Genomic DNA, 25,897 nt, shown 5'->3' with positions numbered 1-25,897 from the left:
AGGGCCTCCTTGCGGCTCGGGGGTGCGATCCCGAGCCGCGCAGGTTCGGAGGCCCTGTCGTCGTCGTTGTGCGCGTCTGCGCCTGCTGGGGGGTGAGCAGGATCAGGCCCCCACGGTCACCGTGAACCGGCGGGGGTTGCCGTCGTTGGCGGCGCCCGAGACGTCGGGTTCGCCGTCGGGGCGGACGTCGTCGTAGGGGAAGGCGTAGCCGATCGGGGTGTTGGCGTGGACGACGCGGGACCAGTGGTTGGTGGCCGGGTCCCGGTAGTAGTCGGCGGCCGAGGTGCCGTTCGGCTGGTCGGGGTGGGTGAGCATCAGGGAGCGGTTGAAGCCGGAGGCCAGGCGGGCCAGGAGGGCCTTCTTGTCGTCCGGGTCGCCCGGGTTGTTGGCGAACGGGCCGTGGTTGCAGGTGAAGACGTCCTTGGAGATGGGCTTGGTGAAGGTGTGCCCGCCCTCGAAGGTCAGGGCGTCGCCACTGACCCGGCCGGTACGGACGCCCCGGCCGCCCTGGAGGTCGATCCGCAGGTCGGTGGAGCGGTACTTCTCCCAGACCCGGTCGATGTACGACGTGAACACATCCCGGAACGGCATCTCGTCCGGGCGGTCGAAGAACGGTGCCATCAGGTTCTGCGGCGAGATCACCCGCAGTACGTTGCCATCCGTCCCGCGGATCACCAGCTTGTCCCACGGCTGGCCGTCGGCGGCGGCCTGGGCGGTGAGGCCGTCCGCGATCCGCTGCACCGCGCCGTCCGGGAGCGGCGCCACGGTGTGCGTCGCGTCGCCGGCCAGGGTCAGGCCGATCGGCAGCGCGGTGACCAGGTCGACGTAGCTGATGTTCGCGTACAGCTGCTGAGGGTTGAAGGTGAACTCGCAGAACGACCAGGTGCGGCCGTAGTTGGCGTCGGTGGACGTCGCGAACGCCGGCTCGACCAAGGCGGGGCCGGGGTTCAGATAGAACGTGAGCGTGTCGTCGCGTACGAAGTAGACGCGGGCTCCGTACATCTGGGGGAGCGTGAGCACCACCGGTCCGCCGCCCGCCGCGTTCAGCGGGATGGCGCAGTCGACGGGCAGTGGGGTCTGCGGGGCGGCGGGGGAGTCGGGGCGGTAGACGCTGCCGTCGGCCCGCAGCAGGACCCAGCGGTCGGTGCCCTGTTCGTGGCCGGTTACGTAGGCGTTGACCCTTCCCGGCAACGAACGGTTTTCCAGGGCGAGTTCACAGGTTGCGGGGGCGGCGGACGCGCTCGGGGCGAGGGCGCTGCCCCAGAGGGGGGAGGTGAGGGCGGTCGCGGTGGCGGCGGCGCCGCCCGTCAGGAACATTCTGCGTGAGATCACGAGAGACTCCCGAGGTTTGTGGGGGGCAACCACTCTCGTGAGAGCCGCATCAGGCGTCAAGACTTATGACTGAGAGCGCTCTCAGAAACGGGAAGTCTTTACAACTCGACATAGTTCGAGGGAGGTTGCGGCCCGGCGTACCGGGCCGTGACGCGATCAGACCGTGGCGTTCAGGAACGCGGTCCAGGCGGTGGGGGGAACGGTGAGGACGGGGCCGCCGGTCACCTTGGAGTCGCGGATGTGGACGGCGGCGGGGTGGGTGGCCACCTCTACGCAGTCGCCGCCCTGGCTGCCGCTGTAGCTCGACTTGCGCCAGTCGTACGCGACTTCGATGCAGTTGCCGCCCTGGTCGCTGCTGTAGCTGGACTTGAACCATGCGAGGGCGGCGGTGCGAGGGGCCGGGTGGGCTGCGCGGGTCATGTCTCTCCAAGCAGTTCGTCCAGTAGGCGCGCGCTCTTCTCGACGGAAAGCGCCTGCGAACGCAGCATCCCACACTTCTGCTGGAGCACACTGACGTCGTCTGGATCTTCGTGAAGGTAGCTGGTCAGCTGTCCCTCCACGTAGACGAGGTGGTCGTGGTCGGGGGTCTCCAGCAGCACCATCGGACCGTCGAAGGCGGCGTGTTTCGGTAGTTTCATCGGCATGATCTGGAGCCCTAGGAACGGCAGTTCCATGCATTGGCGCAGATGCCGGATCTGGCTCCGCATCATGGCGGGGTCGCCGATCTGGCTTCGCAGAATGCTCTCCTCCAGGATGAAGTGCAGCATGGGGCGGGGTTTGCGGTTGAGCAGCTTCTGTCGATCGATTCGGTCTGCGACCCACTTCTCCAGCTCGTCCTCCTCCGGGGGCGGATACAGGCAGGAGACGACGAACCGGGCGTACTCCTCTGTTTGGAGCAGCCCCGGAACCACTCGGTCCTGGTACGAGAGCAGTGTCACCGCCTCCTGCTCGTAGTCCACGAAGTTCTGTACGAACGCCGAGAACCGCTCCTTCTGCGGCACCTTCGACACCGCGACCTGCAACGCCCCTTTCGTGTCCAGCAGTTCGTCCAGTTGGACCGCGAAGTCCCATTGCAGCGCTCTGCGCCCTTGCTCGATCGACGAGATCGTGTCGTCGCCCACCGAGCACTGCTCGGCCAACGCCGCCTGTGTCAGTCGGGCCGCCTTGCGGAACGTCGCCAGCTGGGCGCCGATCAGGTGCCAGGACGTGATCCGCTTGCTCTTCTGCTTTGCCGGTTGCATGAACTGCCTCTCCCCGTCACGGGCCCCGGATGACCTGTCAGAAGTCGTACAACGGAGATGTACGACCCCACACTCTGCTCAACCGTAGTGACTATGTGTGACGTTGGCTGCGTGAACGAGACAACTCAACTCCCCCAGATCCGCGAGGTGTTCCACCGCCGGGAACGCCGATCCGTGCCGCTCGTACGACAGTTCGTGCGGGACGCTCTCGTCGACTGGGCGTGCGACGGTCGGACCGACGACGTGTTGCTCTGCGTGAGCGAGCTCGTCACCAACGCCCTGCTCCACGGCGTCCCGCCCGGTCGTGGGTTTCGCCTCCGGCTCCAGCTGGAACCGGTCGGCGGGACCCTGCGAGTCGAGGTCCACGACAGTGGTGACGGGGAGGTCCGGATCGCCGATTCCTGGGCGGATTCCGAGGAGGAAGGGGGCCGTGGGCTGCGGCTGGTGGCGGCGCTCGCGGACAAGTGGGGGGTGGGGGAGCGGAACCCCGGCAAGGTGGTGTGGTGCGAGTTCGCGGCGTCGGTGGGGTCTACCGGGGCGGGCCGCGAGTGGGCTATTCCTGGAGCTGCGGCCCTCGACGGGGTCGCTTCCCGTGGAAGTGAAGGAGCCCTGCCGTGGACGGCTGGTACGTGGACGATCGCTGCACCAACTGCGACGTCGCCCGACAGTTCGCGCCCGAGCTGATCATCGAGGAGGAAGGGGCGTCGCGGATTCTGCGGCAACCGGATGGTGACGCGGAGAACCGGCGCTTACACGCCGCTGTCTTTGCCTGTCACACCCGGTCGATCCGGCCCGCGTCCGGACAGCCGGACCCCTCGCTCGACCCGTTCCCGATGGCCCTGGACGACGGCGTACTGGTGTGCGGGCACAACTCCACGCACACCGCCGGTGCCAACTCCTATCTGCTGCGGCGCCCGTCCGGCACGGTCATGATGATCGACACCCCGCGCTGGAGCCCGGGACTCGCCGAGCGGTACGTGGCGGCCACGGGGCCCGTCACCGACGTACTGCTCACCCACCGGGACCATGTCGCGCACGGGCGCCGCTACGCCGACCACTTCGGGGCCAGGCTGTGGATCCACGAGGGCGACCTCGACGCGGTTCCGGACGCGGACCAGGTGATCCGGGGGCTCGACCCGGTGGAGATTGGCGAGGGCGTCACCGCGCACCCGCTGCCCGGCCACACCCGGGGCAGCGTGCTCTACCTCGCGGACGACCGGTACTGCTTCAGCGGCGACAGCTTCTACTGGTCCCGTACGACCGAGGACCTCGAAGTCGCGGAGAGCGTGACCTGGTACTCCATCGAGGAGCTGGCCGCCTCGCTGGCGAGGACGGCGGAGAAGTTGCGGTTCGAATGGGTGCTGCCGGGCCATGGTGACCGGCGCCGGCTGGACGCAGACGAGATGTCCCGGCGACTGCTCGCACTCGCGGAACGCACGGCGGAGCTGCGCCCCCAGCCGATCGACTTCACGGCCCTGCGCTGGTGAACGACGGCCCGGCGGAGGGCTCGCCCGGTGTCCACAGGCGCAGCTTCTCCGGGTTACGGACCACCCAGATCCGGGTGGCGCGGCCATCCGCGGCGTCGAACGCCGCCACGGTCGCGGTGACGCCCGCGTGCTGGGCGATCAGGCCCGGCGCACCGGCCACCGAACACTCCAGGAGCCGCAGCCCGGGAGCCTTGTCGGCGATCGCGATCATGTACTGCGCGATGCTCGCGCCTCCCTCGACCGGGCGCAGCACGGTGCCGGCCAGGCCGCCGCCGTCGGCGGTCATCACGGCGCCGGGATCCAGGAGGCCGACGAGCGCCATGATGTTCTTGGCCTCCCACGCCTCCTTCACCTGCCGCACCACCTCGGCCTGCCCGACCGCCGTGCCCGCCGTCGCACCCGCCGGAGCGCGCTCGGCGCGCACCCGCCGCCGGGCCGAACTCGCCAGCTCCCGGCATGCTCCCGGGGTGCGGCCGACGATCTGGGCGATCTCGGGGAAGGAGTAGCGGAACACGTCGTGCAGCACGAAGGCGACCCGCTCGGCGGGCGTCATCGACTCCAGGACGACGAGGAAGGCCATGGTCACCGACTCGTCCAGGGTGATCAGGTCGGCGGGGTCGGCGGCGTCGGTGCCGCGCCCGTCGGCCCACTCCCGGCGGTCGGGCAGCGGCTCGGGCAGCCACGCGCCGACGTAGCGCTCGCGCCGGGCCCGCGCGGAGCCCAGCACGTCCAGGCAGATGTGCCCGGTCACCGTCGTCAGCCAGGCACCGGGCGACACGACGGCCGACCGTTCGCTCCGGGACCGCGCGTACCAGCGGGCGTACGCCTCCTGCACGGCGTCCTCGGCCTCGGCCAGCGAACCGAGCAACCGGTAGGCGATGTTGATGAGTTGGCGTCGCTCACCGTCGACGTCCGCCGCGCTCCACGCGGGTGCACCCCTGGCCATGACCACTTCCCCCCGGGCCCGCCGTTCTCGTTCCCGCCTTGCATTTCGCGGAGCTGTGTCGTCGGGCTGGTGAGACCTTATCGATCCACTGCTTCCGGGCGGACAAGGGGACGACGTCATGACCACGCAGACGGCAAGGGCAACGGCAACGGCAATGGTGAGAACGACGAAGGCTGCGGCGTTCCTGCGGATATCGGTCGCCCTGCAGACCCTGACCATCTTCCTCCAGGCGGTCAGCGCCGGTGTGCTGCTGTCCTCGTCGCACGGTGAGCTGCTGCACGGCATCGGGGCGCGCGTGATGTACGGGGCGTCGATGCTGTACGTGCTCGCCGCGGTGCTGGCGTGGCGGCCGGGCGGCGGTCCGGCCCGTCCCATCGGGTACGCGTCCGGCTTCCTCGTCCTCGCCTCGGTGCAGGTCGTGCTCGGTATCGCACGCGTCCCGTCGGTCCATGTCCCGCTGGGCGTCCTGATGTTCGGCCTGAGCGTTCTGGCACTGGCCCACCACACCATGGGAGCGCCGCGCGACGGTCGCCGCTGAGATCGCGTACCGGACCGGACACCTACCGTCCACTTGGACTTACGCAACGCGGTTGTTGGACTGGAGGGCCCCGAGTTGCCGCAGGTCGTTGACGGTGTCCGGTCACGGCGACTACTCAGGGCACATGTCGCGAAGATTCACTTCGGCGGGCGCTGTCGCCGCCGCCTCAGCCGCCGTCCTGGCGCTGGTGGGGACCGCGCTCCCCGCCACCGCCGCCTCCACCACCGCACCCGCCGCAGTCGGGCCGGCCGTTCCCGCGGGCGCCACGGTCATCGGGTCCGAGCAGCTCTCGGTCGCCGTCGCCGACGACTTCCCGCGGGTCCTTGCGTACACCGACAAGGCCACCGGAAGTCAGCTGTTCGGCAGCACCCAGCCGGTCACCGCCGTGACCCTGAACGGCACCGCGCACCCGGTGAAGCTCAAGGGTGCCCCCGTGGTCACCGCCTCGGCCGCCCGCTACACGCTGGTCTTCACCGACCTGCCCGGCATCGAGATCGACGCCTCGCTCTCCGTCTCCGGACGCGCCACCACCTTCAAGGTGACGGCGGTCCGAGACACCGAGGCGTTCCGCGTCGGCACCATCGACATCCCCGGCCACGACCTGGTCTCCGTCGGCTCCACGGACACCGGCGGGGCCACCGCCTTCACCCGGCTGGACAACGACTCGACGAAGACCGCCGACGTCTTCTCCAAGGTCACCGCGGACACCGCCGCCGACAAGGCGCCGGTCGGTGCCTCGTACGCCATCGTGAACACCGGTTCGCTCGCCGCGGCCGTGGAGTCCAACTCCTCGTACGACAAGCCGTCCGGCGCCACCGGCGGTGACGACGCCCGGTTCTGGCACCAGGCCCGCAAGGCCGACGACGGCAGCGTCCGGGTCGGCGTCTGGTCCGGGCAGTGGACCTACCGCGGGGACGGGGCGCCGAAGCCGGAGAGCGGGAACAACCTGCCCTGGGCGAAGGTCGTCGTCACCTCCGACGCCAACGGCGACAAGGCGGTCGACTGGCAGGACGGCGCCATCGCGTTCCGCTCCATCGGCGTCGTGGCGCCCGGCGGCAAGGACACCCCGGACCGGGTCGTCACCCACATCCCGTTCAACTTCGCCAGCCAGGCCACCCACCCCTTCCTGCGCACCCTCGACGACGTCAAACGGGTCTCCCTCGCCACCGACGGCCTCGGGCAGCTCGCGCTCCTCAAGGGATACGCCTCCGAGGGCCACGACTCCGCCCACCCCGACTACGGCGGCGACTACAACAAGCGCGCCGGCGGGCTGAAGGACCTCAACGAGCTCCTGAAGGGCGGCAAGAAGTGGGGCGCCACCTTCGGCGTCCACGTCAACGCCACGGAGGCGTACCCGGAGGCCAAGGCCTTCGACGAGAAGCTCGTCGACAAGACCAAGCCGGGCTGGAACTGGCTGGGCCAGAGCTACTACATCGACCAGCGCCGCGACATCAACAGCGGTGACCTGGCCAAGCGCTTCCAGCAGCTGCGCGACGAGACGGACCCCAATCTCAGCCTGCTCTACATCGACGTCTACTACACGCACGGCTGGATCGCGGACAAGACCCTGCAGTCCGTGCAGAAGCAGGGCTGGAACGTCGCCACCGAGTGGGCCGACAAGTTCGAGCGCGGCTCGCTCTGGTCGCACTGGGCCAATGACCTCGACTACGGCGGCGCCACCAACAAGGGCCTCAACTCGAAGATCATCCGGTTCATCCGCAACGGCGAGAAGGACGTCTGGAACAACGACCCGGTCCTCGGCCAGACGGCCATCGAGGAGTTCGAGGGCTGGACCAACGAGACCGACTGGAACGCCTTCTCCAGCAACATCTGGCAGCGCAACCTGCCCGCCAAGTACCTCCAGCAGCAGAAGATCACCCGCTGGGACGGCAACGACATCACCTTCACCGGCGGTGTCCGGGGCACGGTCGAGGACGGCAGGCGGACGTTCTACGACCACGGCCGCAAGGTCCTCAGCGGCACCGACTACCTGCTGCCGTGGGACGGCGGTAAGAAGCTGTACCACTACAGCAAGTTGGGCGGTACGAGCAGCTGGGCGGTGCCGTCGAACGGCACGTACACCGTCTACGAGCTCACCGACAACGGCCGGGTCAAGACCGGCACGGTCAAGCCCGTCGACGGGAAGGTCACACTGACCGCGAAGGCGGGTCAGCCGTACGTCCTCTACCCGCAGCAGGCCCCGAAGGCGGCCGACCCACGGTGGGGCGAGGGCACCCCGGTCGACGACCCGGGCTTCAACGACAAGGCGCTGGCCGCCTGGTCGAAGACCGGCACCGTCGCCCGTGAGAAGGACGGCAAGGGGCTCAACAGCGCCCAGCTCTCCGGCAGTTCCACCGCCGCGCTCTCGCAGCGCATCGACGGCCTCGCCCCGGGCAAGCGCTACACCGCGTCCGCCCTCATCGAGGTCCAGCCCGGGAAGAGCCGGCACACCACGCTCTCGATCGGCGGGAAGTCCGTCTCGGTGGACCGCTCCACCGCGAAGGACTACGTCGCCGCGTCCGAGCGGCACGGCACGTACTTCCAGCGGGCCAAGGTGAACTTCACCGCCCCCGCGAACGGCAGCACCACCCTGCGCATCGAGGCGGCGGACGGCAGCTCCGCGAGCGTCCGGGCCGATGACGTACGCATCGTCGCCAATGCCCCTCAGACGAAGGCGAACACCCTCTCCTACGAGGACTTCGAGGCCGTCGACCAGGGCTGGGGCCCCTTCCTCAAGGGCGACGCCGGCGGCTCCACCGACCCCCGCACCGTCATCTCCCAGCTGCACGCCCCGTACACCCAGGCCGGCTGGAACGGAAAGCTGATCGACGACGTGATCAGCGGCAAGGAGTCCCTCAAGTCCCACGAGGAGAACTCCGGACTCGTCTACCGCACCGCCCCGTGGACCGTGCCGATGACCGGCGGGCACCGCTACAAGGTCGAGTACGACTACCAGTCCAGCCACGCGGGCGCCTACGAATGGGTCGACGGCTACGACCGGATCACCGCCGACGAAAAGCCCGGCTCGGTCGAGACCCGGACCACCGCCATCGGACAGCAGCGCACCACCGGCCACTTCGCCGAGACGGTCGTCGCGGGCTGCGGCGACACCTGGACCGGGCTGCGCAAGCGCGGTGACGCCCCCGACGGCGCCGACTTCGTACTCGACTCCTTCACCGTGACCGACCTCGGACCGGCCCCCGACTCCGAGCAGGCCGCCTGCGGCACCCTCGCCGTCGCACCGGCCGCCGAGACCCTGGAGCCGGGTACCGCCAACACCGTCAAGGTCTCGTTCACCAACTACGAGGCGACGGCGGCGACCGGCGTCGCGCTGAGCCTGACCGTGCCCGAGGGCTGGCAGGCGGAGCCCACCGGCGCCGTCACCTTCGACTCCGTCGCGGCCGGCGCCCAGGTCACCGGCAGCTGGCAGGTCACCCCGCCGGTGGACGCCAAGTACCAGACGTACGGCCTGAGCTCCGAGGCGGGTTACACCGTCGGCGGTGCGCGGCGCACGCTCGGCGCGCAGACCTCCGTACGGACCCTGCCGCCGCCGCCCACCACCGACAGCTGGGCCAGCGACCTGGACTGGACTGCCTCCCAGAACGGCTGGGGCCCGGTGGAGAAGGACCTCTCCAACGGTGAGACCGGCACCGGCGACGGCTCCCCGCTGACCATCGGCTCCACCGTCTACACCAAGGGGCTCGGCAGCCACGCACCGGCGAGGATCCGCTACTACCTGGGCGGGAAGTGCACCTCGTTCACCGCCCAGGTCGGCGTGGACGACGTGCAGAAGAGCGCCGGCAGCGTGCAGTTCTCCGTCACGGCCGACGGCACCGAGAAGGTGAAGTCGCCCGTGCTGAAGGCGGCCGACAGCGCCTGGTCGCTGACGGCGGACGTCACCGGGGCCAAGTACGTCGAACTGGTCGTCGGTGACGGTGGCGACGGCAATGGCAACGACCACGCGGACTGGGGCGACGCCCGCTTCCACTGCGGCGGCTGACGCGATCCGATGCGGGGCGGGGCAGTCCTTGGCGGGCTGCCCCGCCCCGCATCACGCGTACGGTGGCGGCTCCCGCTCCGTGACGCCGGATGGACATTGAGTGACCGGAGTGTGTCCGAGGTCTGGGATCGGCCCCCGCTACGCGCGTATTCTCGTGCGGCATGGGGGAGCTCAGGGCGGACTGGCGGATCCGATTACGGCAGGGCCACGCGAACGGGCGGGTCTGCGGCGCCGGAGTGCTGCTGACCCAGGACCGGGCACTGACCTGCGCGCACGTCGTGGGGGAGCCGGACGCCCGGATCTGGGTGGAATTCGCAGAGAACCCCGCCATCGCCCCGGTCGGGGCCCGCGTCGCCGAGGGAGGCTGGCTGCCCGGTCTCGGCGCGACCCGCGAGGACATCGCGGTACTCGCCCTGGACAGCCCGCGTCCGCACGCCACCCCCGCGACACTGGAGCGGCGCCTGGAGCGCGGAGGCGAAGTGTGGATCGGCGGCTATGCGCGGTCCTTCGCCGACGGGATGTGGCTGACCGGGCGGATCAGCGGAGCGCACGGCGCCTGGATCCAGCTCGACGCCGCACGCAACGAACAAGTGGTGAAACCCGGGTTCAGCGGCGCCGCCGTGCAAGTGCGCGGCGGACCGGCCGGAACGCCCGAGCGGGTCGTCGGGATGGTCGTCAGCTGGCGCGGCGACCTCGATCTGGCCCTGCCCGCCGACAACGACCTGGCGTTCTCGTACATGATCCCGATCGACAAGATCGCCGAACTCGTCCCCCTGGTCGCCGAGTTGAGCGGACCGGACGGTTGGGACCACGGCCTCGACCGGCGGCTGCGCAGATGGTTCGCGGGGGGTGAGGAACCCGCGGTGCGCTTCAGCGTCGTACCGCACGACGGCGGCCGCGACCGCACGCTCAGGCACCATCTGCACCGCGCCCATCTCGTCTACCGGGGTGGCCGCACCGTCCCCGAGGACTTCGTCGACGAACTGGTGACCAGGCTGCGGCCGCCCCGCCACCAGGCCCAGGCGTACCGCGAGTGGCTGCTCACGGGCGGCACCCCGCCCGAGCGGGCGGCGGACGGCGGGCGGGGGAGCTCCGGACCCACCCTCGCCGTGGTCGGGCTCGACGAGGACCGGCGGCCGCACCGGCTGGTGCCCCTGCTCGCCCGGGTGCGGACACTCGGCTTCCGGCTGCTCGTCATCGTGCGGGACAGCGGCGGCGACGAAGTGGACGAGGTGGTACGGCAGTTGCTGGTGCCTGCTCTCGACGAGCGGGCCGTCGAACTGGTCCGCCGCGTCGAGGAGATCGAGAAGCGATGGGCCGGGCTGAACGGCCTGGTGGAATCCGCCTCCCTGGGCCCCCGGCCGCGCACCCAGGCGGCCCGCCACCGACAGCAGCTGGCCCGGCTGCGCACCGTCGGCGACCCGCGTGAACGGCTCTCCGCCCTGCGCGCCCTGCTGCGTGAAGTCCGGGCGGAGCTGGAGCGGCACGGCCGGGCGGACGTACCCGGACCGCGCGGCGAGCACGGCCGGGCCGGCCGCCGATGAGGATCCCCTGCCCGCACCGCCGGTTCACCGGAGCCCCCTGCGACGGCGCCGTGCGGTCCACCGGCTACTGCGACACCTGCGGCCGCTCCGAGGACGGCCCGGGACTCCCGCCGCTGCCCACCGCCCCCGACCGGTGCGGCCCCCGGCACCTGCTGGAACTGCCACCGCTCGACCCGAGCACCCCCGACCAGCGGCTGGGCGCCGCCGTGACCCGGGCCCACGTCCGGATGAGCTGCTCGTCCAAGTCCTGCGCCACCTACTTCGTCGCCCCGTACACCGCCGCCCCGCCGCCCGACGAGGGCCACTGCCCCAGGTGCGGCGTCCCCTACTCCTACCGTCCCGAACTCGACCGGGACGGGCCGCTGCTCCAGGGCCAGTACCGCATCCTCGGACCCATCGCCCACGGCGGCCAGGGCTGGGTCTACCTCGCCCGCGACACCCACCTCGAAGACCTCGTCGCCGTGAAGGGGATGCTGAACCGGTACGCGGAACGCGGCGCCGCCCAGGCCGCCGAGGAGCGCCGCAGCCTCGTCGCCATCCGGCACGAACGCATCGTCCAGATCCGGGACTTCGTCAGCACCGTCAGCGCGGACGGCACAGTCTCCGGCGGCTACATCGTGATGCAGGACGTCGGCGACCGCACCCTGTCCGCAGTCGTCGAGGCGACCCGGCAGGGCAACTTCGTCCTCGACATCGAACATGTCATCACCTACGGCTGCCAGATCCTCGAAGCCCTCGCCCATCTGCACGGCATGGGCTTCCTGTACGGGGACATGAAGCCGTCCAACGTCGTCCACCAGCACGACGGCGTGAAGGTCATCGACCTCGGCGGGGTCCGCAAGCAGGGATCCACCGAACCGCCGCCCGTCATCACCCCCAGATACGCCGCGCCCGAGATGGTCAGCGGCAGCCCGCTGACCGTCGCCCACGACATCCACACGGTCGGCGCGACCCTGGCCGAACTGGCGGGCTGGGCGGTCGGCGACGACGTACCCGGCCTCGGCACCAGCTCCTTCCGCCTGGTGGTGGAACGGGCGACCGACCGGGACCCGGAACGCCGGTTCGCCGACGCGGAGGAGATGGCCGGCCAGCTGCGCGGGGTGCTGCGCGAGATCCGGGCGCTGCGCGGCAAACAGGACCGGACCGAACCCTCCGCCTACTTCACCCCGTCCACCCGGCTGCTCGGCGGGCGGCTGGGCACCGTACCCGACTACGCGCACTGGCTGCACCCCCACCGAGATCGCCCGGCGGCTGCCGGTGCCCAGGCCCTACCCGGGGGACCCGGAAGCCGCCCGGTTCCTGGTGAGCAGCTACGACCCCGGACGGCTGCTGGCCCAGCCCGCCGAGGGCGAACAGTCGGTGGAGATCTGTCTGCACAACGCCCGGCTGCTGCTCGGCCGGGAGGGCGCCGAAGCACTGAGCCTGGCGCGCGAACAGGTGGCGGCGGCGGACGCCATACCCGGCCCCGGGCCGGTGCGGCAGTGGCGGCTCAGCTGGCACTGGGGGCTCGTCGCGCTGCGCAGCGCGGAGGTCCTGGACGACCGGCGGCAACTGCTGGAGGCCGCCCTGGAGCACTTCGCGGCCGTCCACCGTGCACTGCCCGGCGAGTACGCCGCGAAGCTGGCCCTGGCCTACGCCGCGGAACAGCTCGGCCCGGACCGCCCGGCCGGTCAGGTCCCGTCGGCGTACGAACTCTTCCGGGCCGTGCACGCCCGCAACCCCTCCCACGTCGGCGCCGCGCTGGGCCTGGCCAGGCTGGCGCTGGAGCGCGGGGACCGGGACGCCGCGGCCGAGGTCCTGGATCTGGTGCCGGACGAGTCGCGGGACCACGCCGTCGCCCGGATCGCCGCGCTACGCATCCGGGCGGCCCGGCTCAAGGTGGGCGGGCGGCCGCTGCCCGGGACGCGGCGGATCGACGCCGTGCTCGCCGCGGTCCCGCTGCGCGAGGGCGGCCATGGACCGCATCCGGCGTCCGTGGTGACCGGCGACGAATCGGCCCGGCTGCTGCGCACCGAACTGTACGAGTGGAAGCTCGACGCGGTCCGGGCCGAGGCCGGCGACCCGCGTCACGACGGCCGCTGGTGGCGGCGGGGACTGCCACCGGCAACGGTGCCCGGGGAGCGGGCCGTACGGGAGGAGCTGGCGCGGTGCTACCGCTGGATGGCCCGGCAGTGCAGGGACACCGCCGACCACGAGAAGCTCATCGACCTCTCGCACGCCGTCCGCCCGCAGACCCGCTACTGGTTCCCGCCCCGGCGCCGCACCCCTGGAGGCAGTTGAATGGGCCGCACCGCCGCGTCGCCCGGACTCGGAATCGGCCTCACCGTCCAGGTCGCGAAGAAGCAGCGGCCGGACCGGGACGCCCGGATCGACGCCCATGTGCGGGTCCGGGCGGTCGCCGCCGGGCCGCGCGACCGGGTGCCAGCCGTCGACATCGCACTGGTCGTCGCGGTGGACGTGGCCGCCGGGCGGCGTGACGCGGCCGTCGCCGCGCTGACCGGGGCGGTGGGCGCGCTGCCCGACGGAATCTCGTACACCGTGCTGGGCGGCGGCGGAGAGCAGTGCTACCCGCTGCGCGGCCGGTGGGCGCTGGCCGGGCCCGACGACCGGCACCGGGCAGCGTTCAGCGTCGGGCGGATCTCCGCCTCCGCCGAGGGCCAGGAGCCGGCCGGGTACACCACCTGGCTGGCCAGGGCGCGCGATCTCTTCGCCGAGCGCCCCCTTCCCGTACGGCACCTGGTGCTCGTCACCGACGGCGGCAGCCGGGGAGACGGGGACGACGCGACCCGCCCGGAAAGCGCCCTGAGCCTCGAACTGGCCGCATGCGAGGGAGAGTTCACCGCCGATGTCATCGCACCGGGAGCCGGCTGGGACCCGGCCCCGCTGCTCGCCGTCGCGGAACGGCTGCACGGCACCGCCGTTTCCTCGCCCGACGCCTTCGCCCCCGCCGTCGCCACCGCCCTGGTCAGGCTGCGCCGGGTCCGCAGCCCCGAACTGCCCATCGTGGTGACCGTGCGCCCGGCGGTGCGGGAAGTGACCCTGACCGAGACCGCACCGCACCAGCAGCGGCTGGAGCCGGAGCGGGACCGGGACGATCCGCACCGGCTGGAGTTCCGCACCCACCAGTGGCAGCCGGAGTCCCGCGACTACCTCCTCACCCTCCGGGCCGACGCGGGCAACGACCCGCTGGGCGTGCCCCTCCAGCTCGCCGCGGTCTCCGTCGGCGGCGCCACCGAGCCGGTCGTGGTCCGCTGGCTGCCGGCCGGTACCGCCGCGGACACTGCCCGCATCTCCGGCGCCGTGGGCCGCAACGTCCACACCATGAACGTCTCCACACAGATGCGGACCGCCCTCAACCACGGGTACGCCGCCCTCGACCTGGAGAGCCGCGAGCGGGCCGAGGCGCAGCTCGGGCTCGCCGTCCGGCTCGCCACCGAGATCGCCGCCGACTGGGTCCTGGACGAGGTCCGCAAGGTCGCCCGCATCGTGGACGGCCCGCAGGGACGGGTCCGGATCGGGTCCGCCGTCGACCCGGGCACCGTCCGTCAGGGGATGCTGAGCATCACCTCCGGACACCCCGTGGAACTGCCGGCCGTCCCGGCACCCGGGCCGGGGACCCGCTGCCCGCACTGCGACCACCCGGCCGGACCCGCGGCCGTGTTCTGCATCGACTGCGGGAGGACGCTGTGAGCCCCGGACCGTTCCGCCCGCGCAGGAACGCCTACCGCTCCCGGACCCGGCGGCTGCTGGAATGGCACCTGGCCGCGCTGCTGGTGGCCGCCCTGGTCTCGATGACCGCCCTGCTCGTCTCGTACCGCGAGGTCCAGATCTCGGCCGGCGAGATGCGCACTCGCGGCGCCCCGGCCGTGCAGGGCGTGGCCGCCACCCAGCTCGCCCTGCTGCGCGCCCACGAGGAGGCCCGGACATCCGTGCACGAGGGCATCGCCGATGTGGTCGGCGCCGGCGCGCGGTACGAGAACCAGCTCGCCGCCGCCGACCAGGGCCTGTCCCGGCTCTCCGACGTACAGATCGACGGGGACCGCGGCCGCGGGGTGCTCGAAACCGTGAACGGGCTGCTCACCTCGTACAGCAGCTCCATCACCCCCGGCGCGGTGAAGTACGTGCGGGACGAGCCGATGCAGCGGGAGAAGTTCGAGGAGGCCGAGACCCTGCTCACCCGCAAGGGCACCGGTGTGGTGCCGCGCCTGGACGTCCTCCAGGGACACCAGATGGCCAGGGTCGGCACGCTCACCTCGATGAGCCCCCTGCGGTGGACCGGCTGGGCGGTCGCCGAACTCGGGCTGCTGGCCATGGCACTGATCACCCTCTCCGCGCTGTGGACGCTGCGCACCCGCTGCGGACACAGCCTCGATCTCTGCCTGCTGGTCTCGCTGCTGGCCGTCGTCTTCCTGGCGACGGCCCCGCTGATCGCGACGAGCAACACCCAGGACCGGCTGGACGCGGCCCGCGACGGACTGGTCCTGATCGAACAACAGGCCCGGAACCACACCGACCTGGCCGAATCCCAGCAGGACGTCACCGACACGGCGACCGGGGTGCGCGCCGGGCTCGCCGCCCAGGGCTGGCAGAGCGGCATCTACTACGGGGCGCTCGCGGCGGGCGCCCTGGTCGTGCTGCTCCCCGCCGTCGGCATCGGCCGGCACCTGAACGCCGACTACTGGAGGGCCGGATGAGGTCGCATGCCCGAGCGCTCCTGCTCCTGCTGTGCCTGGCGCTGACCGCGGCGGGTTGCGGGCTCGCCGCACCCGGCGGCAGCGACGAACAGCCGAGGGTGACGATCCTCGGGCCGTGGACCGACATACAGGAGACGCACTTCAAGGCGGTTCTGGACTCCCTGGGCACCGCGTACACCTACCAGGGCACCGCCGCCACCCGGGAGGTCCTGCTCGCCGCCGTGCAGGCCGGCAATCCGCCCGACATCGCGATCCTGCCCGGCGTCGGGGACCTCGTCGAGTACGCCGCCGAGGGGCGGCTGCGCCAGCTGGGCGGCGACGGCGCGGCCGCGAAGTACGGCAGGCCCTGGCAGCCGGAGGCGAAGGGGATAGAGGCCAATCTCTGGGTGCCGCTCAAGGCAGACCTCAAGTCCATCGTCTGGTACCGCAAGGACAGCCGCCCGGCCGCCCGCCCCGCGTCGCTCGCCTCCTGGTGCATCGGCATGGGCGACGACGGCGCGTCCGGCTGGCCGGGCAGCGACTGGATCGAGGACCTGATCCTCCAGACGGTGGGCCCGGTGCTGTACGAGCGCTGGGCGACCGGGGACCTGGAGTGGGCGGACGACCGGCTGGTCGACGCCTGGAGCCTGTGGGCCGGGCTGCTGGCCCAGGACAAGGAATCCGCCGGCCGGGCCATGCGCGAAGACCACCGGGGAGAGCCCGGCGGCCACGGACTGCTCTTCGACGGCACCAGGAAATCCGACGACGGCAAGAGGTGCTCCCTGGAGCACCAGGGCTCCTTCGCCCGGTTCTTCTACCGGGACCGCAGCGCGCTGGCCGCCGTCACGGACTCCGCGCCGCTGCTGCCCTCGGGCCCGAGGCTCAAGGGCCGTGAGGTGTCCGCCGACTTCGCCGCGCTCTTCGGCGACTCCGCACAGGCCCGCGATCTGCTCACCCGGCTCACCTCGCGCGGGGCCCAGCAGGAGTGGGGCCGCCGGGCCGGGGTATTCTCGCCGAACTCCGACGTGCCCGCCCCGAAGGGGACGGTCGAGAAGCAGATCAGCGACCGCCTCACCGACCAGCGGGTGCCGCTCTGCCTGGACGCCTCCGATGTGATGCCCGCCGCCGTGCGGGACGCCTTCTACGAGGCGGTGCTGCTGACCATGGCCCACCCCGACGCCCCGGTGCGACCCCGGCTGGAGGACGTCCAACGGGTCCAGGAGGCCCAAGCGGACGACACCCGGAGGCTGACAGGGGTGTGCAGCAGACCACAGTGAGTCTTTGTCGGACTCGCACAAAGACTGCACCGTACTGGCTGGTACTTCGCCTGCAAGCCGTCCGGCTTCTGTTGGGCTCCACCAGGAAACGGGTCAGGAGACTGTACGGAGTCGACGGCGGGATTTGCTTGCCCGGCTTCGTAGGGTCGGTACATGACCGTTGTGGACGAAACCCCGGGCGAGCCGAGCGACACCCGTGGCCGGGTGGCCGAACTGCTGGCGCTGCGTGAGCAGGCCCGCCGCGGACCGAGTGACCGGGCGACCGAGGCGCAGCACGCCAAGGGCAAGCTGACGGCGCGTGAGCGCATCGCGCTGCTCCTGGACGAGGGTTCGTTCAAGGAGGTCGAGCAGCTGCGCCGGCACCGGGCGACGGGGTTCGGCCTGGAGGAGAAGAAGCCGTACACCGACGGTGTCATCACCGGCTGGGGCACGGTCGAGGGCCGCACGGTCTTCGTGTACGCGCACGACTTCCGGATCTTCGGCGGTGCGCTGGGCGAGGCCCACGCCACGAAGATCCACAAGATCATGGACATGGCCATCTCGGCGGGTGCGCCGCTGGTTTCGTTGAACGACGGCGCCGGCGCCCGTATCCAGGAGGGCGTCTCCGCGCTCGCGGGTTACGGCGGGATCTTCCAGCGCAACACCCGGGCCTCGGGCGTGATCCCGCAGATCAGTGTGATGCTCGGCCCGTGCGCGGGCGGTGCGGCGTACAGCCCGGCGCTGACGGACTTCGTGTTCATGGTCCGCGAGACCTCGCAGATGTTCATCACCGGACCGGACGTCGTGAAGGCGGTCACCGGTGAGGAGATCACCCAGAACGGGCTCGGCGGCGCGGACGTGCACGCCGAGACCTCGGGCGTCGCGCACTTCGCGTACGACGACGAGGAGACCTGCATCGCCGAGGTCCGCTACCTGATCGGGATGCTGCCCTCCAACAACCGCGAGAACCCGCCGGCCGCCGCGAGCGACGACCCCGCCGACCGGCGCGGCGACGTCCTGCTCGACCTGGTCCCGGCCGACGGCAACCGCCCGTACGACATGCACAAGGTCATCGAGGAGCTCGTCGACGACGGCGACTACCTGGAGATCCACGAGCGCTGGGCCCGCAACATCGTCTGCGCCCTGGCCCGGATGGACGGCCAGGTCGTCGGCATCGTCGCCAACCAGCCGCAGACCCTGGCCGGCGTCCTGGACATCGAGGCTTCCGAGAAGGCGGCCCGCTTCGTCCAGATGTGTGATGCATTCAACATCCCCATCATCACTCTTTTGGACGTACCCGGCTTTCTGCCCGGGGTCGACCAGGAGCACGGTGGGATCATTCGGCACGGTGCGAAGCTGCTCTACGCGTACTGCAACGCCACGGTGCCGAGGATCTCGCTGATCCTGCGCAAGGCCTACGGCGGTGCGTACATCGTGATGGACAGCCAGTCCATCGGTGCGGACCTGACGTACGCCTGGCCGACCAACGAGATCGCGGTGATGGGCGCCGAGGGCGCCGCCAACGTCATCTTCCGTCGGCAGATCGCCGACGCCGAGGACCCGGAAGCCATGCGCAAGCGCATGGTCAAGGAGTACAAGGCGGAACTGATGCATCCGTACTACGCAGCCGAGCGAGGCCTGGTCGACGACGTCATCGACCCCGCCGAGACCCGCGAGGTGCTGATCGCCTCGCTCGCCATGCTCCGTTCCAAGCACGCAGACCTGCCGTCCCGCAAGCACGGCAACCCCCCGCAGTAGTCCGCACACCGCGCAGCACCCCTGCCGAGCCCGCGAAGACCTGCCGAGAAGACGGAGAAACAACCCATGAGCACTGCCGCCGAGTCCGTGCTGCGCGTCGAGAAGGGCCTTGCCGACCCCGAGGAACTGGCCGCGATAACCGCGGTCCTGCTCGCCCGCGCCGCGGCCCAGCCCGCCACGCCCCCCGCCCACCGGGGCCGCAACACCGCCGGCTGGCGCCGCCTGGAACGCACGCCGGGCTTCCGCGCCCCGCATTCCTGGCAGGGCTGACACACCACGCGCGAAAGGGCCCAGCACTCCTTGGGGAGTGCGGGGCCCTTTTCGTATGTCCGGACCGTGGGCCCTACCGCAGGCGCGCCATGAGGGCGTGCTCCACGAGCGTGATCAGCGCACTCTTGGCGTCCGCGCGGTGCCGCGCGTCCGTCGTCAGGATCGGCGTGTCCGGGCCGATCTGGAGGGCCTCGCGGACCTCGTCGGGGGTGTAGGGCTGGTGTCCGTCGAAGCCGTTGAGGGCGATGACGAACGGGAGGCCGCTGTTCTCGAAGTAGTCGACGGCGGGGAAGCAGTCGGCGAGGCGGCGGGTGTCGACGAGGACGACGGCGCCGATGGCGCCGCGGACCAGGTCGTCCCACATGAACCAGAAGCGGTCCTGACCGGGCGTACCGAAGAGGTACAGGATCAGGTCCTGGTCCAGGGTGATACGACCGAAGTCCATCGCCACCGTCGTGGTGGTCTTGTCCCCGGTGTGCGTCAGGTCGTCGATGCCCGCGGACGCGGACGTCATCACGGCTTCGGTGCGCAGCGGATTGATCTCCGAGACGGCACCGACGAACGTGGTCTTACCCACGCCGAAGCCCCCTGCCACCACGATCTTCGCCGAGGTAGTGGAGCGGGCTGCTCCGCCGCTAGAGCTTGCGAAGTCCACTGAGCACCCTTTCGAGCAGTGTCACATCTGGCTGGCCGCCGGCGGACTCGTCGCCGCCGGGCTGATGGATAGCGACGAGTCCGGCCTCTGCCAGGTCGGCTACGAGGATCCGGGCAACGCCGAGCGGGATCGAGAGCAGTGCCGAAATCTCGGCGACCGACTTGATCTCGAAGCACAGCCGGCAGATCCGCTGGTGCTCGGGCAACTGCCCTTGCAGCCGGGACGGATCAGCCGTGGTACTGACCAACGCCTCAATGGCGAGTTGGTAGCGCGGTCGGGTCCGGCCGCCGGTCATGGCGTACGGACGAACCAGCGGATTGTGCGCGGCGGCCGCGGCAGGCTCGGGGGTCTGCCGCGGCTGTACCGGCTGGATACGGGGCGCCTGGGGCGAGTCGTAGCGGAACGGACGCTGCGTGGGCCACCCGGAACCCTGCTGGGCGTCGTGCGGCGGCCGCGGGGGCTGCTGCGGCTGCTGCTGATAGGGCCGGTAAGGCTGCTGGGCGCCGTGTCCGCTGGGTGTGGAGGGGAAGTTGAATCGGTTGTCCCCGTGCTCACCCGGTACCTGTCGGCCACCGTTGTACGGGTGTCCGCCCTGGGGTGTGTCCACGATTCCTCCTCCGACTACCGGTCCCGATCCCAGTGGGTCCGCGCCAACGCACCTTATGGCCCGGTGGCGCGAAACGCACTGTCTGTCTATTAGTTAAGAAGACTTCCCTGCAGTTCAGCACGGAGGTCCGGGGTGAGGACACTGCCCGCACGGTCGACGAGAAGTGCCATTTCGTACCCAACCAGACCGATATCGGCGTCCGGATGTGCGAGAACGGCAAGTGAAGATCCGTCGGAAATGGACATGATGAAGAGGAATCCGCGCTCCATCTCCACAACTGTCTGATTCACCGCGCCGCCCTCGAAGATCCGCGAAGCACCCGCGGTCAGCGAGGTCAGCCCGGAGGCGACGGCCGCCAGCTGGTCGGCGCGGTCACGGGGGAATCCCTCGGACATGGCCAGCAGGAGTCCGTCGGCGGAGACCACCACCGTGTGGGACACCCCGGGGGTGTTGTCCACGAAGTTGGTGATCAACCAGTTCAGATTCTGCGCCGCCTGGCTCATCGGGCTCACACTAACGCTCCTGGTTGTAGGTATTACTGTCGTCCGAACCCGCGCTGCGTCCCCGCAGCACGCCCCGCCGCAGGTTGCTCAACCTGCCGCGGACGTCCTCGGGAGCACGGGAAACCTGGGGGCCGCCCTGCAAGGTCTGCTCGGCCGTGCCCTCGACCAGGTTGGCCTTGGGCACCCGCCGGGGGAGTCCGGACGGGGTGATCCCGCCCGCCTTCGGCTCCCGGAGCTTCTCGGCCCGCTCCCAGCGCTCGTCGTTGGCCGAGCGCCAGTCGTCGGAGCCGTCCGCGCCCGCCTGCGCGGGCTCCTGCTGCGGCGGTTCCTCCCGCTGCTGCTGCGCGGCGACGGGCCGACCGTTGCCGCGGCCGGTGGGCTGCCAGTGCTGCTGACCGCCCCGACGCGGCAGACCGGCTTCGGTCAGCTCGGGACCGGAGTCGGGCGTGGGGCCCGGACGGTCGAAGCCTACGCGCTCCTGCGGCTCTGCGGGAGCGCTCGGGAAGGATTCCGCTTCCGTCGGCGCCGAAGGCTCGTACGCACCCTGATAGGCGCCCTGATCCGGCCAGTCGTCCTGGTGGGGCTGGGGAGCGAACTGCTCCTCGTAGGACGGCTGCGGGGCCTCAGCGGCCGCGTACCCGCCTTCCGCATAACCACCGGGCAGACCCTGGCCGGGCTGCTGGGCGAGGCCCGCGTCGGCCTGGTAGGGCTCGTAGCTGCCCCGGTACGGAGTCTGCTCGTACCGGCCTTGCTGCGGGAGCTGCTGGGGAGCCTGCTCGTACTGCTCCTGCTGCGGCTCCTGGGCGTAGCCGTTCCCGGCGTACCCGCCGTCCCCGTACTGGTTGTCGGCGTACTGTTCCTGCGGGAACTGCTGGTGCTCGCCCGCCGTCTGCGCCTCCAGCGCCGCCCGGCGCTCCTCACGCATCAGCGAACGGCCCACCGGGTCCAGCTGCGCCGGGTCCGCCGAGGGCTGCTCGTAGCGCGAGTCGTCGAAGCCGAGCTCCGCCGCCGTGCGCATGTGCGGCTGGGACGGCTGCTGTTCGAAGCTCTGCTGCTCCGGAATGATCGAGGAGACGGTGAAGTCGTCCGTCGCGGCGGACGGTTCGCCGCCGCCGCCGTGGGTGATCGCGTCCGGCAGCATGACCAGCGAGGTGGTTCCGGCCTGCTCGCCCGAGGGGCGCAGCTGGACCCGGATGCCGTGCCGGTCGGAGAGCCGGCCGACCACGAACAGACCCATCCGCTGCGACACCGCGGCGTCCACGGTCGGCGGGTTGGCCAGCTTGTGGTTGATGTCGGCGAAGTCCTCGGCGGTGAGCCCGATGCCCTTGTCGTGGATCTCGATCATCACACGGCTGTCGGGCAGCCGGGTCGCGGTGACCCGCACCTTGGTCTGCGGCGAGGAGAACGTGGTGGCGTTCTCCAGCAGCTCGGCCAGCAGGTGCACGAGGTCGGTGACCGACTGGCCGTGGATCTCGGTCTCGGGTACCCCGGCGAGCTCGATGCGCTCGTACGACTCCACCTCGGAGGCGGCGGCCCGGAGCACGTCGACCAGCGGGACCGGCTGGTTCCAGCGGCGGCCGGGCTCTTCGCCGGCAAGGACCAGGAGGTTCTCGCCGTTGCGGCGCATACGGGTGGCCAGGTGGTCCAGCCGGAAGAGGTTCTCCAGCTGGTCCGGGTCGGCCTCGTTGTTCTCCAGGTCGGTGATGAGGGTCAGCTGGCCCTCGATCAGCGACTGGTTGCGGCGCGAGAGATTGGTGAAGATCGCGTTGACGTTGCCCCGGAGCATGGCCTGCTCGGCCGCCAGCCGGACCGCCTCGCGGTGCACCTGGTCGAAGGCGCGGGCGACCTCGCCGATCTCGTCGTGGCTGTGGATCGGGATCGGCTGGACGCGGGTGTCGACCCGGCCCGGTTCGGCCCGGGAGAGCTGGTCGACCAGCATCGGCAGCCGCTGCTCGGCTATCCCGAAGGCGGCGGTACGCAGTTGGCGCATCGAGCGGCTCATCTGCCGGGCCATGAGTCCGGCCAGGACGAAGGCGGCCAGCAGGGCGACGACCACGACGGCGGCGTTGATGACGGCGTCGTTCTTGGCGCTGGACGAGATGTCCGCGGCCTCGGTCACCGCCTTGTCGACGAGCTCGTCCTCGACCGTGGTGTAGCCGTCGAACTTGGCGGTGGCGGCCGCCATCCAGGTCTCCGGCGTGATGCCCTTCGCGGCCAGCTTCTCGGGCGATTTGCCCTGGCCGATCTGCTGGGCCATGCCGTCGAAGACCGAGCCGTCGATGCTCGGCGGGGCGACGAACGGGGTCCCCGCGGCGTCGGCCTCCTCCTTGGCCTGCTTCAGGTCCTTCGCGCCCTCTTCGGCCTTGGCGACCATGACCTGCTTCAGCCGGGCCGCGTCGGCCTCGGTGCCGCCGGAGTTGAACTCGCCGAGCGCGATCTGCTCCAGGTAGTTGTACGAGCCGAAGGCCTTGACCTGGGCGTCGAACTTGGCGCTCTCCTGACTCGGACGCACCAGGAGGTGCATGCCGATGGAGCGCTGAAGCGATTCTGCAGCCTTGGCGAGCTCGATCGCGTAGACCGTACGGCCGTAGGCGGTGATGTTGCCGGTGCCCAGACCCAGCTCGTTGCTGAACTCCATCAGAGAGTGCTGGACCTTGACGTAGCCCTCCTCCGTCTTCACCGGGTCCATGCCCTCGGCGAAGGCGGCCTTGCGCAGCTCGGGAAGGGTGGGCTCCTCCAGCTGGAACAGCTGAAGGCGTCGCTCCAGGCCCTGCTTCTTCGGCATGTCCTTCACGGCCGCGTCGAACTTCTCCGCGGCGGCGTCGGTGGTGGCCCGGACCTCCGTGATGATGCCGGCGTCCCGCTTGTTGGACAGCAGGGGCTGGGCGGAGAGGTCACGCTCGTTGAGCAGCGCCTGGCCGTACTCGGCGGCCGCGCGCACGATGAGCGCGGTCTTCTCGGCGTCCTGTGCCTCGCGCCAGGTGTCGATCGACCCCTTCACCTGGAATCCGCCCATGACCAGGCCGACCAGGACGGGGATCAGGAGAATCGCGTTCAGCCGGGTGGGTACGCGCCAGTTGCGCGGCGACAGCCGACTCGTGCTGCCACCGGGCCCCGTTGCGTCGGACGCCTCCGCGGAGGACGCCGCAGCGCGCGGTGGCGGGGTGAAGTTGCCCCGCTCCCGCGCCGTGGAGTCCGCGTTGCTTCGCCTCACTCGACCAACAACCTCTCGGCGTCGGCACCTACGTTGTGCCGTATTTCGTTCAGGGCCGTACTACTCGGGAGTTCGACGAATTCCAGCACGGCGACCGGTCGCCTTCCAAACAGTCGGAATCTGTCATTCCGAGTGGCGCAAGCCTCAGATAAAACGGGCATAAAGAACGAGCCCCGCCAAAAGGCGGGGCTCATGTGAGCGCAGTGGCACCGTTCGGATGCGTCGGGTGTCGAACGCGGGGTAATTCTCTTTCGAAACGTTATGAATACGGAGGTGGATCGTGTCAAAGGACACAGTCCACCCCCGTCCGACTACGGTAACTACCGTATGGCAATACCGACTTGTGACTACTTGAGCCGGGCCATGAGGGCGTGTTCCACGAGCGTGATCAGACCGCTCTTGGCGTCCGCGCGGTGCCGCGCGTCCGTCGTGATGATCGGCGTGTCCGGGCCGATCTGGAGGGCCTCGCGGACCTCGTCGGGGGTGTAGGGCTGGTGTCCGTCGAAGCCGTTGAGGGCGATGACGAACGGGAGGCCGCTGTTCTCGAAGTAGTCGACGGCGGGGAAGCAGTCGGCGAGGCGGCGGGTGTCGACGAGGACGACGGCGCCGATGGCGCCGCGGACCAGGTCGTCCCACATGAACCAGAAGCGGTCCTGACCGGGCGTACCGAAGAGGTACAGGATCAGGTCCTGGTCCAGGGTGATACGACCGAAGTCCATGGCGACGGTCGTCGTCGTCTTGCCCCCGGTGTGCGTCAGGTCGTCGATGCCCGCGGACGCGGACGTCATCACGGCCTCCGTACGCAACGGGTTGATCTCCGAGACGGCACCGACGAACGTGGTCTTACCCACGCCGAAGCCCCCTGCCACCACGATCTTCGCCGAGGTGGTGGCACGGGCCGCACCGCCGCTAGAGCTTGCGAAGTCCACTGAGCACCCTTTCGAGCAGTGTCACATCCGGCGCGCCGCCGGCCTCTCCATTGCCCGGCTGGTGGATGGCCACCATGCCGGCTTCCGCCAGGTCCGCGACGAGAATCCGGGCCACACCGAGCGGCATCGACAGCAGCGCCGACACCTCGGCCACCGACTTCACCTCACGGCAGAGGTGGCAGATCCGCTGGTGCTCGGGGAGCAGGGTTCCCAGATGCGCGGGGTCGGCCGTGGTCGAGACCAGTGCCTCTATGGCGAGCTGATAGCGGGGCCGGGTCCGGCCACCGGTCATGGCGTACGGGCGGACCAGTGGCTGGTCGCCTTCACCTTCGTACGACGCATGGTGCAGTGCGCCGTACGGATCGGGTGAGGCGGGTGGCGGGGTCATGAATCCTCCGGGCGTGACAGCAGTACGTCGGCTTGCCGTCTGAAGGGGCCGGTGGGGGGCTCTAAGCGGCCTGACGGGTGAGGGATATGGGCATTACCTGGGGCAATCGAGTCTGTCATCGATCCATGGCCGCCTAGTGGAGCAGGCTGCCCTGGAGTTCGGCACGGAGGTCGGGGGTGAGGACGCTGCCCGCACGGTCGACCAGCAGAGCCATCTCGTACCCGACCAGACCGATGTCGGCGTCCGGGTGGGCGAGAACGGCCAGTGAGGAGCCGTCGGAGATGGACATCAGGAAGAGGAACCCGCGTTCCATCTCCACCACGGTCTGGCTGACGGCGCCGCCTTCGAAGATCCGGGAGGCACCCGCGGTCAGCGAGGTCAGTCCGGAGGCGACGGCCGCCAGCTGGTCGGCGCGGTCACGGGGGAATCCCTCGGACATGGCCAGCAGGAGTCCGTCGGCGGAGACCACCACCGTGTGGGACACCCCGGGGGTGTTGTCCACGAAGTTGGTGATCAACCAGTTCAGATTCTGCGCGGCCTGACTCATCGGGCTCAA

The 25,897-nt window shown here is 70.5% G+C and carries 20 protein-coding genes and 2 pseudogenes; 11 read left to right on the top strand and 11 right to left on the bottom strand.

Annotation, left to right across the window (positions count from 1 at the left end; genetic code table 11):
* Positions 1 to 102: 102 nt before the first annotated feature.
* The 3 genes from ACIRJP_RS23585 to ACIRJP_RS23575 all read right to left on the bottom strand — a co-directional run bounded on the left by ACIRJP_RS23585 (position 103) and on the right by ACIRJP_RS23575 (position 2,573).
* On the bottom strand, positions 103 to 1,317 hold the full coding sequence (locus ACIRJP_RS23585) for a glycoside hydrolase family 64 protein (RefSeq protein WP_404177486.1): 1,215 nt from the start codon (positions 1,315 to 1,317) through the stop codon (positions 103 to 105).
* A 171-nt stretch (positions 1,318 to 1,488) separates the two neighbouring features.
* Entirely contained in the window at positions 1,489 to 1,752 is a 264-nt protein-coding gene (locus tag ACIRJP_RS23580) for a DUF397 domain-containing protein (RefSeq protein ID WP_404177378.1), read from the bottom strand.
* A complete protein-coding gene (locus tag ACIRJP_RS23575) occupies positions 1,749 to 2,573 on the bottom strand; it encodes a helix-turn-helix domain-containing protein (protein ID WP_404177375.1) in 825 nt (274 codons plus the stop codon). The genes ACIRJP_RS23580 and ACIRJP_RS23575 overlap by 4 nt, the downstream gene beginning before the upstream one ends.
* 111 nt (positions 2,574 to 2,684) lie before the next feature.
* Here ACIRJP_RS23575 and ACIRJP_RS23570 point away from each other — a divergent pair.
* Both ACIRJP_RS23570 and ACIRJP_RS23565 read left to right on the top strand, forming a co-directional pair.
* Positions 2,685 to 3,089, top strand: a pseudogene (locus tag ACIRJP_RS23570) (ATP-binding protein); the annotation flags it as partial.
* Between the two features lie 98 nt (positions 3,090 to 3,187).
* Positions 3,188 to 4,060 carry an MBL fold metallo-hydrolase gene (locus tag ACIRJP_RS23565; RefSeq protein WP_404177372.1) on the top strand — a complete coding sequence of 291 codons (873 nt, stop codon included), beginning with the start codon at positions 3,188 to 3,190 and terminating at the stop codon, positions 4,058 to 4,060.
* Here ACIRJP_RS23565 and sigJ read toward each other — a convergent pair.
* Positions 4,041 to 5,006 carry an RNA polymerase sigma factor SigJ gene (gene sigJ / locus ACIRJP_RS23560; protein ID WP_404177369.1) on the bottom strand — a complete coding sequence of 322 codons (966 nt, stop codon included), beginning with the start codon at positions 5,004 to 5,006 and terminating at the stop codon, positions 4,041 to 4,043. The genes ACIRJP_RS23565 and sigJ overlap by 20 nt on opposite strands.
* A gap of 118 nt (positions 5,007 to 5,124) precedes the next feature.
* On the opposite strand from sigJ, the gene ACIRJP_RS23555 reads away from it, so the two are divergent.
* From ACIRJP_RS23555 to ACIRJP_RS23515, 9 genes and pseudogenes are all read left to right on the top strand, one after another.
* The gene (locus ACIRJP_RS23555; protein ID WP_404177366.1) at positions 5,125 to 5,544 is read left to right on the top strand and encodes a hypothetical protein; all 420 of its coding nucleotides are present in this window, start codon (positions 5,125 to 5,127) and stop codon (positions 5,542 to 5,544) included.
* Positions 5,545 to 5,668: 124 nt separating this feature from the next.
* Positions 5,669 to 9,544, top strand: coding sequence for an endo-alpha-N-acetylgalactosaminidase family protein (locus ACIRJP_RS23550; protein ID WP_404177363.1), 3,876 nt, complete (start codon positions 5,669 to 5,671; stop codon positions 9,542 to 9,544).
* 161 nt (positions 9,545 to 9,705) lie between these two features.
* Positions 9,706 to 11,088 (top strand): serine protease, encoded by a 1,383-nt coding sequence (locus ACIRJP_RS23545; RefSeq protein ID WP_404177360.1) that lies wholly within the window; start codon positions 9,706 to 9,708, stop codon positions 11,086 to 11,088.
* A pseudogene (locus ACIRJP_RS23540) lies at positions 11,085 to 13,368 on the top strand (tetratricopeptide repeat protein). Before ACIRJP_RS23545 ends, ACIRJP_RS23540 begins: the two are co-directional and overlap by 4 nt.
* Positions 13,369 to 14,778 (top strand): hypothetical protein, encoded by a 1,410-nt coding sequence (locus tag ACIRJP_RS23535; RefSeq protein WP_404177357.1) that lies wholly within the window; start codon positions 13,369 to 13,371, stop codon positions 14,776 to 14,778.
* Positions 14,775 to 15,782 carry a hypothetical protein gene (locus tag ACIRJP_RS23530; RefSeq protein ID WP_404177354.1) on the top strand — a complete coding sequence of 336 codons (1,008 nt, stop codon included), beginning with the start codon at positions 14,775 to 14,777 and terminating at the stop codon, positions 15,780 to 15,782. Before ACIRJP_RS23535 ends, ACIRJP_RS23530 begins: the two co-directional genes overlap by 4 nt.
* Positions 15,779 to 17,038: a carbohydrate ABC transporter substrate-binding protein gene (locus ACIRJP_RS23525; RefSeq protein WP_404177351.1), complete on the top strand. Its 1,260-nt coding sequence runs from the start codon at positions 15,779 to 15,781 to the stop codon at positions 17,036 to 17,038. Before ACIRJP_RS23530 ends, ACIRJP_RS23525 begins: the two co-directional genes overlap by 4 nt.
* Positions 17,039 to 17,191: 153 nt before the next feature.
* Complete coding sequence (locus ACIRJP_RS23520) at positions 17,192 to 18,775, top strand: acyl-CoA carboxylase subunit beta (protein ID WP_358945767.1); 1,584 nt, start codon at positions 17,192 to 17,194, stop codon at positions 18,773 to 18,775.
* A gap of 66 nt (positions 18,776 to 18,841) precedes the next feature.
* Positions 18,842 to 19,045, top strand: a complete 204-nt coding sequence (locus ACIRJP_RS23515) for an acyl-CoA carboxylase subunit epsilon (RefSeq protein ID WP_266729473.1) — start codon at positions 18,842 to 18,844, stop codon at positions 19,043 to 19,045.
* Positions 19,046 to 19,118: 73 nt separating this feature from the next.
* On the opposite strand, the gene ACIRJP_RS23510 is transcribed toward ACIRJP_RS23515, so the two are convergent.
* The 7 genes from ACIRJP_RS23510 to ACIRJP_RS23480 all read right to left on the bottom strand — a co-directional run bounded on the left by ACIRJP_RS23510 (position 19,119) and on the right by ACIRJP_RS23480 (position 25,888).
* On the bottom strand, positions 19,119 to 19,700 hold the full coding sequence (locus ACIRJP_RS23510; RefSeq protein WP_014048542.1) for an ATP/GTP-binding protein: 582 nt from the start codon (positions 19,698 to 19,700) through the stop codon (positions 19,119 to 19,121).
* Positions 19,681 to 20,307 carry a DUF742 domain-containing protein gene (locus tag ACIRJP_RS23505; RefSeq protein ID WP_404177347.1) on the bottom strand — a complete coding sequence of 209 codons (627 nt, stop codon included), beginning with the start codon at positions 20,305 to 20,307 and terminating at the stop codon, positions 19,681 to 19,683. Before ACIRJP_RS23505 ends, ACIRJP_RS23510 begins: the two co-directional genes overlap by 20 nt.
* A gap of 89 nt (positions 20,308 to 20,396) precedes the next feature.
* Positions 20,397 to 20,810, bottom strand: a complete 414-nt coding sequence (locus tag ACIRJP_RS23500) for a roadblock/LC7 domain-containing protein (RefSeq protein ID WP_006127847.1) — start codon at positions 20,808 to 20,810, stop codon at positions 20,397 to 20,399.
* Positions 20,811 to 20,820: 10 nt separating this feature from the next.
* Positions 20,821 to 24,024 carry a nitrate- and nitrite sensing domain-containing protein gene (locus ACIRJP_RS23495; protein ID WP_404177344.1) on the bottom strand — a complete coding sequence of 1,068 codons (3,204 nt, stop codon included), beginning with the start codon at positions 24,022 to 24,024 and terminating at the stop codon, positions 20,821 to 20,823.
* A gap of 347 nt (positions 24,025 to 24,371) precedes the next feature.
* Positions 24,372 to 24,953, bottom strand: a complete 582-nt coding sequence (locus ACIRJP_RS23490; protein ID WP_072487286.1) for an ATP/GTP-binding protein — start codon at positions 24,951 to 24,953, stop codon at positions 24,372 to 24,374.
* Entirely contained in the window at positions 24,934 to 25,341 is a 408-nt protein-coding gene (locus ACIRJP_RS23485) for a DUF742 domain-containing protein (RefSeq protein ID WP_030978706.1), read from the bottom strand. The genes ACIRJP_RS23490 and ACIRJP_RS23485 overlap by 20 nt, the downstream gene beginning before the upstream one ends.
* Before the next feature lie 133 nt (positions 25,342 to 25,474).
* Positions 25,475 to 25,888: a roadblock/LC7 domain-containing protein gene (locus ACIRJP_RS23480; protein WP_259934900.1), complete on the bottom strand. Its 414-nt coding sequence runs from the start codon at positions 25,886 to 25,888 to the stop codon at positions 25,475 to 25,477.
* Positions 25,889 to 25,897 lie beyond the last annotated feature (9 nt).

The organism is Streptomyces sp. NPDC102437, assembly GCF_044765565.1.
Lineage (GTDB): Bacteria > Actinomycetota > Actinomycetes > Streptomycetales > Streptomycetaceae > Streptomyces.
Note: the sequence above shows the minus strand (reverse complement) of the source record. Positions and strands in the feature narration are given on the sequence as shown.